Source organism: Nocardiopsis sp. KDC1DS13DA1 (assembly GCF_055632325.1).
Genome location: NZ_JBVMUY010000015.1, coordinates 36577 through 53196, shown reverse-complemented (window position 1 = coordinate 53196; position 16620 = coordinate 36577). Strand labels below are relative to the sequence as shown.

General features: G+C 71.3%; 14 protein-coding genes. 11 read left to right on the top strand and 3 right to left on the bottom strand.

The features are described 5' to 3' along the window. The first annotated feature begins 13 nt into the window (after nt 1-13). Nucleotides 14-913, top strand: a complete 900-nt coding sequence (locus ACTVAJ_RS10620) for a hypothetical protein (protein WP_470387936.1) — start codon at nt 14-16, stop codon at nt 911-913. A 92-nt stretch (nt 914-1005) separates the two neighbouring features. Here ACTVAJ_RS10620 and ACTVAJ_RS10615 read toward each other — a convergent pair whose 3' ends face one another. After that, entirely contained in the window at nt 1006-2214 is a 1209-nt protein-coding gene (locus ACTVAJ_RS10615) for an MFS transporter (protein ID WP_470387935.1), read from the bottom strand. A gap of 241 nt (nt 2215-2455) precedes the next feature. Here ACTVAJ_RS10615 and ACTVAJ_RS10610 point away from each other — a divergent pair, with 241 nt between their 5' ends. The 3 genes from ACTVAJ_RS10610 (at nt 2456) to ACTVAJ_RS10600 (ending at nt 5299) form a co-directional block, all read left to right on the top strand. Then, the gene (locus ACTVAJ_RS10610) at nt 2456-2899 is read left to right on the top strand and encodes a zinc ribbon domain-containing protein (protein ID WP_470387934.1); all 444 of its coding nucleotides are present in this window, start codon (nt 2456-2458) and stop codon (nt 2897-2899) included. 398 nt (nt 2900-3297) lie between these two features. Next, complete coding sequence (locus ACTVAJ_RS10605; protein ID WP_470387933.1) at nt 3298-3858, top strand: GNAT family N-acetyltransferase; 561 nt, start codon at nt 3298-3300, stop codon at nt 3856-3858. A gap of 133 nt (nt 3859-3991) precedes the next feature. Continuing rightward, on the top strand, nt 3992-5299 hold the full coding sequence (locus ACTVAJ_RS10600) for a phosphoribosyltransferase family protein (RefSeq protein WP_470387932.1): 1308 nt from the start codon (nt 3992-3994) through the stop codon (nt 5297-5299). A gap of 137 nt (nt 5300-5436) precedes the next feature. Here the strand turns inward: ACTVAJ_RS10600 and ACTVAJ_RS10595 are convergent, their stop codons facing one another. Beyond that, nucleotides 5437-5736 carry a WhiB family transcriptional regulator gene (locus tag ACTVAJ_RS10595; protein ID WP_017588640.1) on the bottom strand — a complete coding sequence of 100 codons (300 nt, stop codon included), beginning with the start codon at nt 5734-5736 and terminating at the stop codon, nt 5437-5439. A 667-nt stretch (nt 5737-6403) separates the two neighbouring features. Between ACTVAJ_RS10595 and ACTVAJ_RS10590 the strand changes: the two genes are divergently transcribed. From ACTVAJ_RS10590 to ACTVAJ_RS10565, 6 genes are all read left to right on the top strand, one after another. Beyond that, a complete protein-coding gene (locus ACTVAJ_RS10590) occupies nt 6404-6811 on the top strand; it encodes a YccF domain-containing protein (protein WP_470387931.1) in 408 nt (135 codons plus the stop codon). Nucleotides 6812-6936: 125 nt separating this feature from the next. Then, nucleotides 6937-8241 (top strand): AI-2E family transporter, encoded by a 1305-nt coding sequence (locus ACTVAJ_RS10585; RefSeq protein WP_470387930.1) that lies wholly within the window; start codon nt 6937-6939, stop codon nt 8239-8241. Nucleotides 8242-8506: 265 nt separating this feature from the next. Beyond that, nucleotides 8507-10105 (top strand): ABC-F family ATP-binding cassette domain-containing protein, encoded by a 1599-nt coding sequence (locus tag ACTVAJ_RS10580; protein ID WP_470387929.1) that lies wholly within the window; start codon nt 8507-8509, stop codon nt 10103-10105. A 221-nt stretch (nt 10106-10326) separates the two neighbouring features. Then, nucleotides 10327-10545, top strand: coding sequence for a helix-turn-helix domain-containing protein (locus ACTVAJ_RS10575; RefSeq protein ID WP_470387928.1), 219 nt, complete (start codon nt 10327-10329; stop codon nt 10543-10545). Nucleotides 10546-10627: 82 nt separating this feature from the next. Further along, nucleotides 10628-11461, top strand: a complete 834-nt coding sequence (locus ACTVAJ_RS10570) for an enoyl-CoA hydratase/isomerase family protein (RefSeq protein WP_470387927.1) — start codon at nt 10628-10630, stop codon at nt 11459-11461. Nucleotides 11462-11790: 329 nt separating this feature from the next. Continuing rightward, nucleotides 11791-13374 (top strand): DEAD/DEAH box helicase, encoded by a 1584-nt coding sequence (locus ACTVAJ_RS10565; RefSeq protein ID WP_470387926.1) that lies wholly within the window; start codon nt 11791-11793, stop codon nt 13372-13374. Nucleotides 13375-13467: 93 nt separating this feature from the next. On the opposite strand, the gene ACTVAJ_RS10560 is transcribed toward ACTVAJ_RS10565, so the two are convergent. Then, complete coding sequence (locus ACTVAJ_RS10560) at nt 13468-14814, bottom strand: MFS transporter (protein ID WP_470387925.1); 1347 nt, start codon at nt 14812-14814, stop codon at nt 13468-13470. Nucleotides 14815-15038: 224 nt separating this feature from the next. Here ACTVAJ_RS10560 and ACTVAJ_RS10555 point away from each other — a divergent pair, with 224 nt between their 5' ends. Continuing rightward, complete coding sequence (locus ACTVAJ_RS10555; RefSeq protein WP_470387924.1) at nt 15039-16583, top strand: alanine/glycine:cation symporter family protein; 1545 nt, start codon at nt 15039-15041, stop codon at nt 16581-16583. The last annotated feature ends 37 nt before the right edge of the window (nt 16584-16620 follow it).

Genomic DNA, 16620 nt, shown 5'->3' with positions numbered 1-16620 from the left:
AGAAAGGAGACGGATGTCCCCCAAGAAGCGGGTTCTGACGGTGACCGCCGCCAGCCTGTGCATGGCCGGGTTCTCGGTCGGACCGGCGTTCGCCGACACGACCGACGTGACCGCGCCCGACACCGCCCCCGAGGTGCAGGAGCAGGCGGCCGTGGCCCCCGCTCTCGAGAACGTCGTCGAGCCCCTCGACGACGTTGTCACCCCCGGTGACGGTGGCCCGGGTCTTCCGGACCCGGGCGACCCCGGCCCGGACCCGGACCCCGGTGACCCTGGGCCGGACCCGGACCCGGACCCCGGTGACCCTGGGCCGGACCCGGACCCGGACCCGGACCCGGGTGACCCCGGTGACCCTGGTGACCCTGGGCCTGACCCGGACCCGGGTGACCCCGGCGATCCTGGTGACCCGGGAGACCCTGGTGACCCGGGTGACCCTGGTGACCCGGGCGATCCTGGTGACCCCGGTGACCCCGGTGACCCGGGCGACCCCGGCGATCCTGGTGACCCCGGTGACCCCGGTGACCCGGGAGACCCGGGTGACCCCGGCGATCCTGGCGACCCGGGAGACCCTGGTGACCCTGGTGACCCGGGTGACCCCGGCGATCCTGGTGACCCCGGCGACCCGGGTGACCCCAGCCCCGGGCCGGGTGACCCCGGTGACGACGGCGACGACAGTCCGAGCCCGGACGACGACGGAGACACGGGCAACCGTGACTCCGACGACGACGGTGACGACAACCAGGCGCCGAGCGGCAACGCGAACGACTCGGACTCCTCCGACGAGGACGAGGAGAACGAGTCGCTCGCCACGACCGGTGTCGACCTCCAGGGCTTCGTGCTCGGGGGCGCTGTCGTGACCGCGATCGGCGCGATGGCGCTGTGGTCCGGTGCCCGCCGCCCGGCGTCGGTCGCCTGACGACGGCACACCCGCGGCCCCAACGGGCCGTGACGTGCGTCGGGCCCCCGACCGTGTTCCGCGGTCGGGGGCCCTCTCCGTTCCCGGGGCTGTCAGCGGCGCGGTCGAAGCGCGGGTGCGAGCAGGAAGGCCACCACGCCGCCCGCGGCGATCAACCACAGTGCGGTCCCCAAGCTGAGTGCGTCCGCGGCGAATCCGACCACCGGAGGGAAGGCGAGGAAGCCGACGCGCCCCAGCCAGCCCACGACCGTCACGCCGTCACCGGTGCGCACTCCGGGTACGTTCCCCGCCGCCGCGAGGGTGAGCGGGAACAGGGTGGACACCCCCAGACCCATGACGGCGAACCCGACGACCGTGGTCACCGGGTGCGGCAGCAGCAGCGCGAACGCCATGCCCGCCGCCGCCAGGAGACCGGACCCCGCACCCACGGCGGCCGCACCGAAGCGATCGGTCACCCGGTCGCCGGCCAGGCGTCCCAACGTCATCATCGCCTGGCAGGCGACGAACGGCATCGCCGCGAGGAACAGCGGAGCCGACAGCTCCGACGTCATGTAGACCGCACCCCACGAGGCGGCCGAGTCCTCGATGCCTCCGGCGAGCATCAGCAGCACACCGAGCGCCAGGAGGAGGAGCAGGCCGCGCAGAGGTGTGCGCGTCCGTCGCCCGTCCTCACCACGGGCCCCGTCGGCCCGCTCGCTGTGCTCGGGGCCGGGCAGCAGCATCCGGCTCACGACCAGGTTGACGCACACCAGTACCAACGAGACCCCGCCCAGGTGGGCCAGGACGGGCACCCCCGAACCGGCCATCGCCGCGCCCAGAAGACCGCCGGAGACGGCGGCCATGCTCCACACGGCGTGGAAGGTGTTGATGATACTGCGGCCGTACCGGCGCTGTACGCGCAGTCCGTGCGAGTTCTGCGCCGAGTCCGTCCAGGCGTCGGCGCTGCCCAGCACCAGGAAGGCGGCCGCGAGCATCCACCAGTTCTGCGCGAGGGCGATGAACGGAAGCGCTCCCAGGGTGATCAGGCTCGTTCCCACGGCGGTGCGGCCACTGCCGAACCGGTGGATCATCGGCCCCGCGAGCATGCCGGTCAGGATCGCTCCCGCGGGTCCCGCTGCGATCGCCGTCCCCAGTTCGGCGTTGCTGAGCCCCAGTTCGGACTTGATCACCGGCAACCACGGGACGGCGTTGGTGTAGGTGAACCCGTTGACGAAGAACAGGGTGGAGACCGCGATCCGGGCCCGGCGGGTCTCGCGGGCCGGTGCCTCCGTCGGGGCGGCGGGGGTGGCTGGACTGTTCACTACGGCTCCCAGGGCTGTGGACGCTGCCAGCGGATGCTACCTGTCTTGTCCGAGAGTGTTCCGGCCTTCATGCCGCAGGTGCAGCGGATCCGCGTACTCCGCCCGTTGGCCAAGGCGGGCGGTCCCGGTGGTGTCGTAGGCGGATGCGAGGGTGTGCGCATGCAGCTTCGCTGCCGGTACCGGTCGCCACCCGGACGAGGCCCGGCGCGTGGCGCCGGCCCGTCCGTTCGGGTGCGCGCGGGTGGTGTTCGACGACGCCCTGGAACGGGTCACCCCCGCCAAGGCGTCCACCACGCTGCTCGGCTCCCCGCGGAACCGGACCGCCGAGGGCCCCACCCGTATCGTCCGCGAGCACCGAGCGGCGTACGTGGAGGACCCGTGTGTGCGGGGGCTCGGACGCACGAAGCGGGCCAAGAGCGTGCACGACGCCGGGTGGTCGGCGTTCGTGCGCATACCGGAGTACAAGGCCGCCCGGTACCGGCGCGCGTTGGTCGGGGCGAACCGGTTCCTGGCCTCCTCGCGAACGTGTTCGGAGCGCTGGGCGGTGGACGGGCCCAGACCGTTGCATGTGCGTACCCGGACCTGTTCGGGGTGCGGTGCCGTCCACGACCGGGACGTGAACGCGTCCAGGATCGTGCTCACCGCTGGACGGAAACTCGCCGGAGCGCGGGAAGCGGAGAGCTGAAAACGCCGGGCCCCGCCGCGAGATCATGGCGAAGCCCTCGCAGTAGGGGAGGGCGGCGGGGTAGGACCACGGTCTTCTGCGTGGGGCGCCGGTCAGTGAGGCGGGAACCAGCGGGCGCCCTGAGGCGCACCGCGCCCGCGGTCGCGAGGCGGTGGGAATCCCGGGGTTCCCACCGGGGAGGACGTCAAGCGGCCGCCCGTGCGCGCGGCTCCCCGATATCGGCCGGGTCGGGCTCCGGGCTTGCCTCAACGGCCACGGCGGATTTACATAGAGGTCCCGCCGCCGTTACCGCCACGCTCCACCCCGGCCCCGCGGCCCCTCCCGCACGGGCTCAGTTCCTGTCCGCCGACCCCACCCCGGGATCCGTGCGCACGGCCCGGTCGGAACCGGAAGTGTCCATGATCAATCCGAGAGCGCTGCGAGACACACCCACCCTCGTCGGTACACGCGTCCGCCTGGTCCCCCTCGCCCCCGAGCACACGGACGCCTACTTCGCCGCGAGTCTCGACGAGGAGGTCCGCCGGCTCACCGGGAACCACCGGCACCTCACCTACGAACGGGCCCGTGAGTGGTGCGCCACCCGCGCGGGCCGCACCGACCGCCTCGACCTGGCGATCACCGCGCCCAGGGACGGCCGCTACCTGGGGGAGCTGTCGGTCTACGACGTGTCCCCCGAGAACGAGAGCGCCGGGTACCGCATCGCGCTGTCAGCGATCGAGTTCGCCGGTCAGGGGCTGGGCCGGGAGGCCACCGAACTCGTGCTGGAGTACGCCTTCGGCCGCATCGGCCTGCACCGGGTCTGGCTGCACGTGTACGCGTTCAACATGCGGGCCATCGCGGTCTACCGGTCGTGCGGCTTCACCGTCGAGGGGCGTCTGCGTGACGCGCTCCTGTGGGACGGTCGCAGGCACGACGCACTGCTCATGGGGGTGCTCAGGACCACCCCCCGCCACACCTGAACGAGGGTTTTTGCCTGCGCGCGGGGTTGCGACCGCCATCTCGCGGGGTATGCCGGTACCACTTTTCCAACGGCTCACTCCGCACAGCCGAGAGGAGCGGTGCCGGGGCCACGGTCCCGGTGCCGGTGAGGACATGAACCCGGTACCCGTTTCGTTGCCCTTCACCGACCGGTCCGAGGCGGGCCGCCGCCTCGCTGAGCGGGTGCGGCCCTTCGCGGTCAGGGACCCGCTGGTGCTGGCCCTGCCCAGAGGCGGGGTTCCGGTCGGTGCCGAACTCGCGCGTCTGCTCGACGCCGACTTCGACGTACTCATGGTCCGCAAGGTCGGTCTTCCGGGCCGCCCCGAACTGGGGGTCGGCGCGATCTCCGAGGACGGACACGTCATCTTCGACGACCTCGCGCTGGCCCGGATGCGCATCCCGCGCCAGGCGTTGGCCGACACCGTCGAGACCGAACGCGAGGAGCTCGAACGCCGACGCCGTGTCTACCGGGGCGACCGTCCCACACCCCGGATCGCGGGGCGCGACTGCGTGGTCGTGGACGACGGTGTGGCCACCGGCGGCACCGCCCGCGCGGCGCTGCGCATGGTGCGGCAGGCCAATCCCGCACAGCTCGTCCTGGCCGTACCCGTCGCCGCCCCGGAGGCGGTCGCGTCCCTGCGCGAGGAGGCCGACGTGATGGTCGTGCTCAGCGCTCCGGACAACTTCCACGCGGTGGGGGAGTGGTACCGCGACTTCTCCCAGCTCTCCGACGGGCACGTGACCGCGATCCTGGCCGAACGCGGACGCGCCCATCCGCCACCGGACGTCGCCCGCGGTGTCCGGATCAGAGCCGGTGAGGACTACCTCGACGGCGACCTCACCATGCCCGCCGCCCTACGCGGCGCGATCGTCCTGGCGGTGGGGGAGGGGCGGACCGATCCGCGCTGGCGGGCGATCGCCTCGGTGCTCCGGCGCTCCGGATACGCCACGCTGCTGTTGGACCTGGCGGCCGGGGACGAGCGGGCCGGGCACGCCGGGGGTGTCGACACCGGGGTCCTGGGGGAGCGGCTGAACGCCGCGGTCACGTGGCTGCGACGGGCCACGGACGCGGCCAACGAGCCGGTGGGGGTCCTGGGCTCGGGTACGGCGGCCCCGGCGGCACTGGTCACCGCGGCCGAGCGACCGCGGGACGTCGGCGCCGTCGTGGTGTACGGCGGCCGGATCGACCTGGCCGAACCCGCCCTGTCCAGGGTGCGCGCGCCGGTCATGGTGCTCCTGGAGAGCGGCGACTCCTTCGTCCGCGAGCTGGGTGAGTGGGCGCGGGGCCGCATGGCCGGACCCACCGACCTGCGGGTGATGCCGGGCGCCGAACAGCTTCTTGAGGGCGGTCAGGAGTGGCGGCAGGTGGCGGTGGAGACACTCGACTGGTTCGACCGGCACCTGGCCGGAGGCGGGGACTGATCCCGTCCCGGTGTTCGGCGGTGCGCACACGAGAAAACCCGCGGCGCCCTCGACGAGAGAATCGTCGGGGCGCCGCGGGTTGTTCGGGGGCCGGGGCCACCGGGGGAGATCCGCTGATCGTGCGTCAAAAGCCTCGGCTAGGCAGCGTTGGCGCGGCGCATCCGGCGGCGGCGCTCGGAGGCGCGCTCGTCCTCGTTGAGCCCGCCCCAGGTGCCGTACTTCTCCGGACGCGAGATCGCGTAGTCCAGGCAGTCGGTTCGCACCGGACAGGCCGCGCAGATCTCCTTGGCCTTGCGCTCACGGATCTCCCGCTCCGGCTGGCGTTCGCCGTCGGGGCCGAAGAAGAGCACAAGGTCCTCGCCCCGGCACGCGGCGGCATCCTGCCACCCCCAGCTCGGGCGGGGGCGCAGCGCGGCCTGCCGACGTACCTGAGACATGCTTGAACCACCTCTACTGAAATCGCTAGTAAGCTGTCGGAAAAAGCTTCAGTCACCAAAAGTTGGTCATGCGGCGTGAGGCACCCCGCACGACGCGAACGCCGGACGGTACTGGCGGTGTTCCCCGGTGTGGCTGAGACCACGAGAAGCACGGCCCTGGCGGTCCTGGACCGCCTGCGGCGGAGTGCTCTCACACGAACGGCTGCGGAGGCGGTGACGGCCTCCGTCCGAGCCGGTACGTAATCATGCCATCCCCACTCCCGATCATGCACGGGGGGTAGGGAAATTACTCGCAGAACCGTTACCGAAACCTGATGCCCTCTAGGTGGCATCTGACGGATTGTCCGAGTTTGTCGCAAATCGCAAGATCTGCTGTCTCGCGAAGGACACAGCACATCGTATGGCGCGATGTCCCGCCTGCCTAGGGGGTCCCTCTGATGCGCCGATCACATTGTGGACAGCACTCTGGGCCGAGATAGGGCTTGACCGTATGTCCTCACCCAGGGCGACGCGCCTCGGGCGGGCGGAGAGTCGTCCCCTAGGGGAGGAGTGGGGGAAACGGCGCCGAACGGGTCGTGGCGTCGGTGCGTCCCAGCGTGTAGAAGTTCGGGTGCGACCCCTTCGCGCCGGTCGCCCATCCGTCGTGACACACAAGGAGCAAGGCACCGTGGCCCTTCTGCGGCTCATCCTCAACGTCATCTGGCTGTTCGTCGCCGGGTTCTGGCTCGCGGTCGGCTACGTCGTCGCGGGCGTCATCTGCTGCGTCCTCATCGTGACGATCCCCTTCGGTGTCGCCTCCTTCCGCATGGCGAGCTACGCCCTGTGGCCCTTCGGCCGGGATCTGGTCCGCAGGCCGGGGGCGGGCGGGGGAAGCACGGTCCTCAACGTCATCTGGCTCATCGTCGCCGGTTGGTGGCTGACCATCGGCCACGTCGTCACCGCTGTCGGTCTGGCCGTCACTATCATCGGACTACCCATGGCGTGGGCGTCACTGAAGATGATCCCCGTGGCCCTCGCGCCCTTCGGCAACGAGATCGTCCGTAGCGGCAGCCCCCGGGAACCCTGGCAGTTCTGATCACGTTGGGCATCCATGTGGCTCGGGAGAACCGGTGCGCCCGCCCGGGTCACCGGTGAGGCTTCCCCCGCGGACCCGTCTGATCTCGGACACCCGCCCCGCAACCCCCAGAGAATGGAGTCCATGTGCAAGCCCAGCGGTCGGGAGTGTGGGCGCTCCTGAACAGGTGGATCTCCGCCCGCAGAGCCCGTGCCGAGCGCCGCGCGCAGGCCCAGGAACGGGCCGTGGCGGTGCCCGAGCCCGAGGGCCCCGAAGCGGAACTGGCCGAACAGGACGACGTCGGGGCGGGCGACCTCCTCCGCATGATCAGCGACGTGGCCTGGCGGGTGCTCATCATCGGGGTCGTGGCGGGACTGCTCGTCTACGCGCTCGTCTACCTCAGCGTCGTCACCCTGCCCCTGATCCTCGCCGTGTTCCTGACCGCCCTGCTCATGCCCATGGCCAACTGGCTGCGCAGGCCCAACCCGATCAAGCGCTCCGGGTTCGGCCGGGGCACGTCCACCGCGGTCAGCATGATCTTCGGACTCGCCGTCTTCAGCGGGGTCATCTCCCTGATCGTGACCCCCGCCGTCAGCGGTTTCGACGCCCTTGTGGACAGCGTCAACAGCGCGGTCACCCAGCTCCAGCAGGTGGAGGTGCCCTTCGGCCTCGACCCCGCGCTGTTCAGCAACCTCATCGACAACGCCTGGGAGCAGATCGAGGCCACGATCACGGAGAACCAGGACCAGATCCTCACCGGAGCCTGGACCGCGACCACGGCCGTGATCCAGCTGCTGGTGGGCCTGGTGCTGATGCTCGCGCTGACGGTGTACTTCGTGCACTCCGGCGACCAGCTGGTGGAGTGGATCGTCACCCTCCTGCCGCCCAAGTCCCGCCCGGGCCTGCGGTACAGCGGGAGAGTCGCCTACGGGGTGATGGGCCGCTACGTGCGCGGTGTGGCGATGGTCGGTCTGTTCGACGCGGTCGGCATCGGCATCGTCCTCATCTTCCTCATCGACACCACCCTGGCGATCCCGCTGATCGTGCTCACCTTCATCGGCGCCTTCCTGCCGATCATCGGGGCCTTTCTCTCCGGTCTGCTCGCCGTGCTCGTCGCCCTGGTGACCGAGAACTGGGTCGTGGCCCTGGTCGTGCTCGCGGCGGTGATCCTCGTGCAGCAGCTGGAGAGCAACGTCTTCGCCCCGCGCATCTACGGTCAGGCGCTCGAACTGCCCTCGGCCGTGGTGCTCATCGCCCTGACCGTTGGTGGCATCCTCGGCGGTATCCCCGGCCTGTTCCTGGCGACGCCCATCGCCGCCGTGCTCGCGGCCCTGCTGCGCAACCGTCCTCCGGTCCACCAGACCCACACGCCCGAGGAGACCGCGGACGCGGGGTCCACGGGTCCGCCCCGGGAAGAGGGCGAGGCTGACGCCCCGGAGCCACGGGCCTGACCCGTCCGGTTCCGGCCGCAGGCGGACCGCACCGGGGAATGCGCGCGGCTCCGCGCCCGTTGTGGGTGCGGAGCCGCCTTTCGCCCTGACCCGGCGGTAAACCCTGTGCCACCTCGCGCGGGGGGCGTTAGGCTGGGTCGGTCCGCCGTGCCGGCCCGCCGCACCGGCAGGCCGGGGCCGACCGCCGCCCCTTCTCCGCCGCCGGGCCGCGCCCGTGTTCCGGCCTCCCACCACCCAGTCCCACCACCGCTAGGAAGCCCCTGTCATGCTGATCGCCACCGACCTCGAACTGCGCGTCGGACCCCGGGTCCTGCTGGAGCCGAGCACGTTCCGTGTCGCGGCGGGAGACCGGATCGGGCTGGTCGGTCGCAACGGCGCGGGTAAGACGACCATGACGAAGGTGCTCGCGGGCGAGGGCCTGCCCACCGACGGCACGGTCACCTCCTCCGGCAGTATCGGCTACCTCCCCCAGGACCCGCGCACCGGCGACCTGGACGTGATCGCCAAGGACCGGATCCTCTCCGCCCGCGGTATCGACGAGGCCCTCGAGGGGCTGCGCCAGGCCGAGAAGAAGATGGCCAGCACCGACACCAAGACGCGGAACAAGGGTGTGCGCGCCTACGCGCGTTGGGAGGAGAGGCTGCACGTGCTGGGCGGATACGCGGCCGAGTCCGAGGCCGCCGCGATCGCCTCCAGCCTGGGACTGCCCGACACCGTGCTCTCCCAGCCGCTGCACACGCTCTCCGGCGGTCAGCGGCGCCGGATCGAGCTGGCGCGCATCCTCTTCAGCGGTGCCGACACCCTTCTCCTCGACGAGCCCACCAACCACCTGGACGGCGACTCCATCGTCTGGCTGCGTGACTTCCTCAGGAGCCACCAGGGCGGACTCATCGTCATCAGCCACGACGTGGAACTGGTCGAACACGTGGTGAACAAGGTGTTCTACCTGGACGCCAACCGCAGTGTCATCGACATCTACAACATGGGTTGGAAGCAGTACCTGACCCAGCGCGAGGCCGATGAGCGCCGCCGCCGCCGTGAACTGGCCAACGCGGAGAAACAGGCCGACACCCTGCGCAAGCAGGCGGACAGGTTCCGGGCCAAGGCATCCAAGGCGCGGGCCGCCCAGCAGATGCTCAACCGGGCCGACCGGATCATGGGCGGCGTGCAGGGGGTGCGCAAGTCCGACCGGGTGGCCAAACTGCGCTTCCCCGACCCCGCGCCCAGCGGACGGACGCCGCTCATGGCGGAGGGGCTGTCCAAGTCCTACGGATCCCTGGAGATCTTCTCCGGTGTCGACCTGGCCATCGATCGGGGCAGCCGCGTCGTGATCCTCGGGCTCAACGGCGCGGGCAAGACCACGCTCCTGAGACTGCTCGGCCAGGTCGAGGAGCCCGACACCGGCCGGATCGTGCCCGGGCACGGGCTCAAGCTCGGCTACTACGCACAGGAGCACGAGACCCTGGACGTGGAGCGGAGCGTCCTGGAGAACATGATGAGCGCCGCACCCGACCTGCCCGAGGTCGAGGCGCGCAAGACGTTGGGTTCCTTCCTGTTCACCGGTGACGACGTGGACAAGCCCGCCGGGGTGCTCTCCGGAGGGGAGAAGACCCGTCTGGCCCTGGCCACGCTGGTGGTCTCCAGCGCCAACGTGCTCCTCCTGGACGAGCCGACCAACAACCTCGACCCGGCCAGCCGCGAGGAGATCCTGGCGGCACTGCGCAACTACAAGGGCGCGATCGTGCTGGTCACCCACGACGAGGGCGCGGTCGAGGCGCTCCAGCCCGAGCGGGTGATCCTGCTGCCCGACGGTGTCGAGGACGTGTGGAACACCGAGTTCGAGGACCTCATCGCCCTGGCCTGACGCATACGCGGTGGTGGTCGCGGGCGGCGGGGGGCCAGGGGACGCGTGAGCGTCCGCGAGGTTCACCGCCGCCCGTTTCGGTCATCCGCGGCGGCGTTCCGAAACCCCGTCCGAGGAGAGTATCCGGGGCGCCACGCACGGTGGGGTGGCGGTACCCAGTCCCGGTGCCGGATCATGTCCAAGAGCACGATCCGGCTCACCACGACCCCGAGGAGTGATCAGTGAACGACCCGCTGGGCAAGGGCACCCGCGTGTCCGGGGAGGACCGCTCGGCCCTGGCCGCCCGACTCAAGCACCGCTACGACGCGGGTGAGAGCATCCGCATGCTGGCGGCCGCCACCGGCCGGTCCTACGGGTTCGTCCACAGACTGCTCGGCGAGGCGGGCGTCGAACTGCGCGGGCGCGGCGGAGCGACCCGCAGGCCGGGGCCGAACGCGTAGCGGGCGCTTGCCGGGCCCTTCCGCCCCGGATTGGTTACCAGCCAGTAATGTCGGGGTGGAACCCGACACGACGGAGGAACCCATGGCACAGGTCCCGAACGCCCACGCGAGCGCCCCCACCGAGGAGGAGCTGTCCCGGGCGGGTCTGAAGCTGGCGGTGGACGGCCCGGTCGCCCGGATCACCATCAGCCGCCCGGAGCGCCGCAACGCGATGACCGGCCGTACGTGGACCACCCTGGCCCATATCGGCCAGACGCTGCCGGACGATGTCCGAATCGTCGTCATCGCCGGAGACGGTGACATCTTCTCCGCGGGCATCGACCTGAACATGTTCACCCCCGAGGGCGTCGACGGAGAGCGGTCCATCGTCGCGGGGCTGGCCGACGGTTCGGCAAACGAGGCGGAGCTGGAGGAGTACATCGCCGGTCTCCAGGAGGGTTTCCTCTGGCTGCGCCGCCCCGACCTCGTGACCGTCGCGGCCGTGCGCGGCCACGCGATCGGCGCCGGTTTCCAGTTGGCCCTCTCCTGTGACATCCGCGTCCTGGCCGAGGACGCCTTCCTGTGCATGAAGGAGCCCGCGCTCGGCCTGGTTCCGGACCTGACCGGGACCAAGCCGCTCGTGGACATCGTGGGTGTGCACCGCGCGACCGAGATCTGTCTGACCGCGCGTCGCGTGGGCGCGCACGAGGCCCGCGAACTGGGCCTGGCCGAGCTGGTGGTGGGGGTCGACGAACTGCACGGGGCCGTCGACGACCTCGTCGAGGGGCTGCTCGCCACCGACCCCGACGCCGCCACCGCCACCAAGGCGCTGCTCCAGCAGGCGGCGGGCAACACACTCGAACAGCAGGCCGCCGCGGAGCGCCGGGCCCAGATCGGCCGGCTCACCGCACTCGCCGAGGCGACGGCCGCCGGGTAACGGGACCGCCTGTCGGGGGCGGGGTGGGAGACCTGGATCACCGGGGAAAACCACCCATCCCGTCCCCGATCCCGGAGGATCTCTAGTACGCTGCTCCAGGCGGTCATTCCATTGCCGCGCGCATCCGAGCGCGCCGGGCCGCACAAGACGCGGACAGCGTGTCGACGGCGTCGTCGCCACTTCGACCCGAAGAGTCCATGAGCCCCCTGTGCAGCGGGGCCCGCTTCCGCGTGTGATCAGGCGCGTTTGTGTGATTTCTTCGCTGGGTCTCCCGGGCCGTGTGGAGCCTTCCTCGAAACGCAGCCAAACGATGAGGAAGGTTACGTCACTTGACGGACACTGCCGTAGAGCCTGCCTTCGACGCCCTCGGGCTTCCCCAGGACATCGTCGACGAGCTGGCGAAGAACGGTGTGACCACCCCGTTCCCGATCCAGGCCGCCACCATTCCCGACGCCATCGACGGACGCGACGTCCTCGGCTGCGGCCGCACCGGATCGGGCAAGACCCTGGCCTTCGGCCTGCCGGTCCTGACGCGCTGCTCCGAGCGCCGCGCCGCCTCCACCCGCCCCCGGGCCCTGATCCTGGTGCCCACCCGCGAACTGGCCCACCAGGTGCGTGACGCCCTGCGCGGTTACGCCCGCATTCTGGGCGTGCGCGTCGGCGACGTCGTGGGCGGCAGCTCCTACACCCGCCAGATCAACGAACTCCGCCGCGGCGTCGACGTCCTCGTCGCCACCCCGGGCCGCCTCACCGACCTCATCGAGCAGGGCGCGTGCGACCTGGGCGACGTGGAGATCTCGGTGCTGGACGAGGCCGACCAGATGTGCGACATGGGCTTCATGCCGCAGGTCAGCGAACTGCTCGACCAGGTGCACCCGGACGGCCAGACCCTGCTGTTCTCCGCCACGCTCGACGGCGACGTCGACAAGCTGGTGCGCAAGTACATGGACAACCCGCGCACCCACTCGGTGGACCCGCCGGTCTCCCAGGTCACCACCATGGAGCACCACCTGCTCAAGGTGCTGCCGCGCGACAAGAACAAGATCGTCGCCCAGATCGCCGCCCGCGAGGGCCGCACCATCCTGTTCGTGCGCAGCAAGTACCGTGCCGACACGATCAGCGAGCAGCTGGTCCAGGCCGGTGTGCCCTGCGCGTCCCTGCACGGCGGCAAGACGCAGAGCGTGCGCACCCGCACTCTCGCCAAGTTCCGCGAGGGGCGCATCCAGGCCCTGGTCGCCACCGACGTCGCCGCGCGCGGTATCCACGTCGACGGCATCGACCTGGTCGTCAACATCGACCTGCCCACCGGGCACAAGGACTACCTGCACCGCGGCGGCCGTACCGCCCGCGCGGGCTCCTCGGGCGCCGTGGTGTCCCTGGTGGCGCCCAACCAGCGCCGGATGGCCCGTCGCCTGCTCAACGACGCCGGGGTGGACGCCAAGCAGCACCTGGTCAACCCCGGCGACGAACTGCTCTCCGAGGTGACCGGGGCCAAGGAGCCCAGCTGGGAGCCGTGGATCGAGCCGCCGGAGCCCGAGCGTCCGCGCCGCGGCCGCGGCGGCCCGCGCCGGGGCGGACCCCGTGGCGGCGGTTACCGCGGTGGCGGTCCGCGCCGTGGCGGCGGTTACCGGGGTGAGGGCGGCGGTTTCCGCGACGGCGAGCGCCGCGGCGGCTACCGGGACGGCGAGCGCCGTTCCGAGCGCGGCGAGGGCGGCGGCTACCGGGGCGACCGTCCCCGCAGCGACCGCTTCGGTGACTCCGGTGAGCGCCGTGGCGGCGGCTACCGCGGTGACCGTCCGCGCGGCGAGCGCCGCGGTGAGGGCGGCGGTTTCCGCGACGGCGAGCGCCGCGGCGGCTACCGGGGCAGGAGCAACCGCCGCGACGACCGCTACGACTCGGCCTCGCGGTACTGAACCGCGCTGACGGGCCCCCATGACGCGGGTGCCCGCGGGCACATCGGGCTCGGGTCCGGCCTCGGCCGGGCCCGAGCCCCTTCGCGTTCGGGCTCAGCGGACGGTCCGCGAGGGCGCCGACTCGCCCAGGTCGCGGCCGCGCGTCTCGCGGGCGACCGCCACCGCCGCCAGCGTCACGGCGCACATGGCCGTGAGGTACAGCGCCACGGGCAGCGAGCTGCCGAAGGTGGCGAGCAGGGCGGTCGCGATCAGCGGAGCCAGGCCGCCGGCGACGATCGACGCGAGCTGGTAGCCGATGGAGGCGCCCGAGTAGCGCACCCGCGTGCTGAACAGCTCGGAGAAGAAGGCCGCCTGCGGTCCGTACATGGCGCCGTGGAAGACCAGGCCCACCGTGGCGGCCAGGGTCGCCGACCAGAAGGTTCCCATGTCGATGAGCGGGAAGAAGGCGAAGCCCCACAGGCCGACCCCGAGCGCGCCGACCATGACGACCGGACGGCGGCCGATCCGGTCGGACAGCGCGCCCCAGGCGGGGATGGTCACCAGGTGGACCGCGGAGGCGACCAGGACCGCGTTGAGCACCTCCCCGTTGGACAGCTGCGCCTCCTGGGTGGCGTAGACGAGGATGAACGCGGTGACGATGTAGTACGACACGTTCTCCGCCATCCGCACGCCCATGGCGACCAGGGCCTCGCGCCAGTGGTCGCGCAGGACGCCGACGATCGGTGCGCGCTCCCGTGTCGGGGCGGCCTCGGCGCGCTCACGGGCTTCGCGGAACACCGGGGACTCGCTGACCGCGAGACGGATCCACAGCCCCACGAGCACCAGCACCCCGGACAGCAGGAACGGCACCCGCCAGCCCCAGTCGAGGAAGGCGGCGTCGGACATCGTCACGGACAGGATCGCCAGCACGGCGGTGGCGAGCAGGTTGCCGCCCGGTGCGCCCGCCTGCGGCCAGGAGGCCCAGAAGCCGCGGTGCTCGGGGCTGCCGTGCTCGGAGACGAGCAGGACGGCGCCGCCCCACTCACCGCCCAGGGAGAAGCCCTGGACCACGCGCAGGAGCGTCAGGAGCAGGGGCGCGCCCACACCCAGCGCCGCGTACGTCGGCAGCAGGCCGATGGCGAACGTCGAGCCGCCCATCATCAGCAGACTGATCACCAGGAGCCGTTTGCGGCCGATCCGGTCGCCGAAGTGCCCGAAGACCAGGCCGCCCAGAGGCCGGGCCACGAACCCCACCGCATAGGTGGTGAACGCCAACATGGTGCCGACCAGCGGGTCGGACTCGGGGAAGAAGACCTGGTTGAAGACGAGCGCGGCGGCGGCGCCGTAGAGGAAGAAGTCGTACCACTCGATCGTCGTACCGATGAGGCTGGCCGTCACCACGCGCAGGATGGATGTCCTGGGCTGGTCCGGGGCCGCGGGGGAGGCGGTGTTCGGTTCCATGTGACGAACGGTAGGGACCGCACGTGACCTGGGCCATATCCCCTCTCCCCACAGGTGGGCGCGCCGTCATGTGGGACATCGGCATAGGTCGGGTGAACGGGACCGCGGCGGTCCTTTACCCCGATTTCGCGTGTCCCGCTCGCACGGGGCGTCCGCCCTCACGGACAGTGGCGGGACGGCCCCGGTCCCGGTCCGGGGTGACCGCGCCGCCGGGAGGGGAACGGGTGAACGTCCTGAACGACGCCATCGTCGCAGCCAACGACGTGTTCTGGAGCTGGATCGTCATCCCGCTCCTGATCATCCTGGCGGTCTACTTCACACTGCGCTCGGGCATCGTCCAGCTCCGGCTGCTCCCGGAGATGTTCCGGGTCATCCGCAGCAGTCCGGGCATCGCCCCCGACGGAAAGAAGGAGATCTCCTCCTTCCAGGCCTTCGCGATCTCGGCGGCGTCCCGTGTGGGCACGGGCAACATCGTCGGTGTGGCCACCGCGATCGTCCTCGGCGGCCCCGGCGCGGTCTTCTGGATGTGGCTGATGGCGACCGTGGTGGGTTCGGCCGCCTTCGTGGAGTCCACCCTGGCCCAGCTGTACAAGGTGCGGACCGAGACCGGGTTCCGCGGCGGCCCCGCGTACTACATGCTCCACGGTCTCGGCCAGCGGTGGATGGGCGTGCTCTTCGCCGTCGTCCTCATCGTCACCTTCCCGCTGGTGTTCAACTCGGTACAGGCCAACAGCATCTCCGGAGCGGTCGCCACCACGGTCGTGGAGCTCGGGGGGTCCGACGGATGGGGGCTGGACGTCGTGGTCGGGCTCGTCCTGGTCGGGCTCGTGGCCCTCATCATCTTCGGCGGCGTCCGGCGCATCGCCCACGTGACCGAGGCGCTGGTCCCCGGAATGGCGCTGCTGTACGTCCTGCTCGGACTGGTCGTCGTCGCGCTCAACATCGGCGAGCTGCCGCGGGTCGTCGGCGACATCCTCGCCTCGGCGTTCGGCCTCCGGGAGTTCGTCGCGGGCGGGGCGGGCGCGGCCATCGTCCAGGGCATGCGACGGGGCATGTTCTCCAACGAGGCCGGCCTGGGCTCGGCCCCCAACGCGGGCGCCACCGCGTCGGTGTCGCACCCGGTCAAGCAGGGGCTGGTGCAGTGCCTGGGCGTCTACTTCGACACCCTCCTCATCTGCACGGTGACCGCGTTCATCGTCCTGGTGTCGGACCCGGGGTACGGGGGCGCGGGGGGAGCCCAGGTCACACAGACGGCGTTGGAGGCCAGCCTGGGGGGATGGGCGGTGCACGCGCTCACCGTCATCCTGTTCCTGCTCGCCTTCTCCTCCGTCCTGGGCAACTACTACTACGGTCAGACGAACATGAGGTTCCTGGACGCCAACGCGCGCCACCTGACCTATTTCCGTGTGCTCGTGCTGGTGTCCGTGTTCGCCGGGAGCGTGGCCCCGCTGACCCTGGTGTGGAGCCTCGCGGACGCCTTCATGGGCGTGATGGCGGTGGTCAACCTCGTCGCGCTGGTCCCGCTGTCCGGGATCGCCTTCCGTCTGCTGGCGGACTACGGCCGCCAGTACCGCAACGGTCTGGACCCGCAGTTCACCCTGGCCAAGATGCCCGACCTGAGGAACGTGGAGTGCTGGGGTGACCCCTCCGGCGCACTGCCCGAGGACGTGGTCCGGGAACACGGTGTCAGGCTGGGGGACCCGGTGGTGCGAACCGGGGACCGGCACGAGGACGACGGGGACGGGGAGGACACCGGCGGCGGGCGCTGACGCGGGCGGCTCCGGTCGGGGCGGCGCGCGTCGTCCA

Coding starts and splice junctions, on each gene's coding strand:
- ACTVAJ_RS10620 (WP_470387936.1), top strand. CDS start 14: ATGTCCCCCAAGAAGCGGGTTCTGACGGTGACCGCCGCCAGCCTGTGC.
- ACTVAJ_RS10605 (WP_470387933.1), top strand. CDS start 3,298: ATGATCAATCCGAGAGCGCTGCGAGACACACCCACCCTCGTCGGTACA.
- ACTVAJ_RS10600 (WP_470387932.1), top strand. CDS start 3,992: ATGAACCCGGTACCCGTTTCGTTGCCCTTCACCGACCGGTCCGAGGCG.
- ACTVAJ_RS10595 (WP_017588640.1), bottom strand. CDS start 5,736: ATGTCTCAGGTACGTCGGCAGGCCGCGCTGCGCCCCCGCCCGAGCTGG.
- ACTVAJ_RS10580 (WP_470387929.1), top strand. CDS start 8,507: ATGCTGATCGCCACCGACCTCGAACTGCGCGTCGGACCCCGGGTCCTG.
- ACTVAJ_RS10570 (WP_470387927.1), top strand. CDS start 10,628: ATGGCACAGGTCCCGAACGCCCACGCGAGCGCCCCCACCGAGGAGGAG.
- ACTVAJ_RS10560 (WP_470387925.1), bottom strand. CDS start 14,814: ATGGAACCGAACACCGCCTCCCCCGCGGCCCCGGACCAGCCCAGGACA.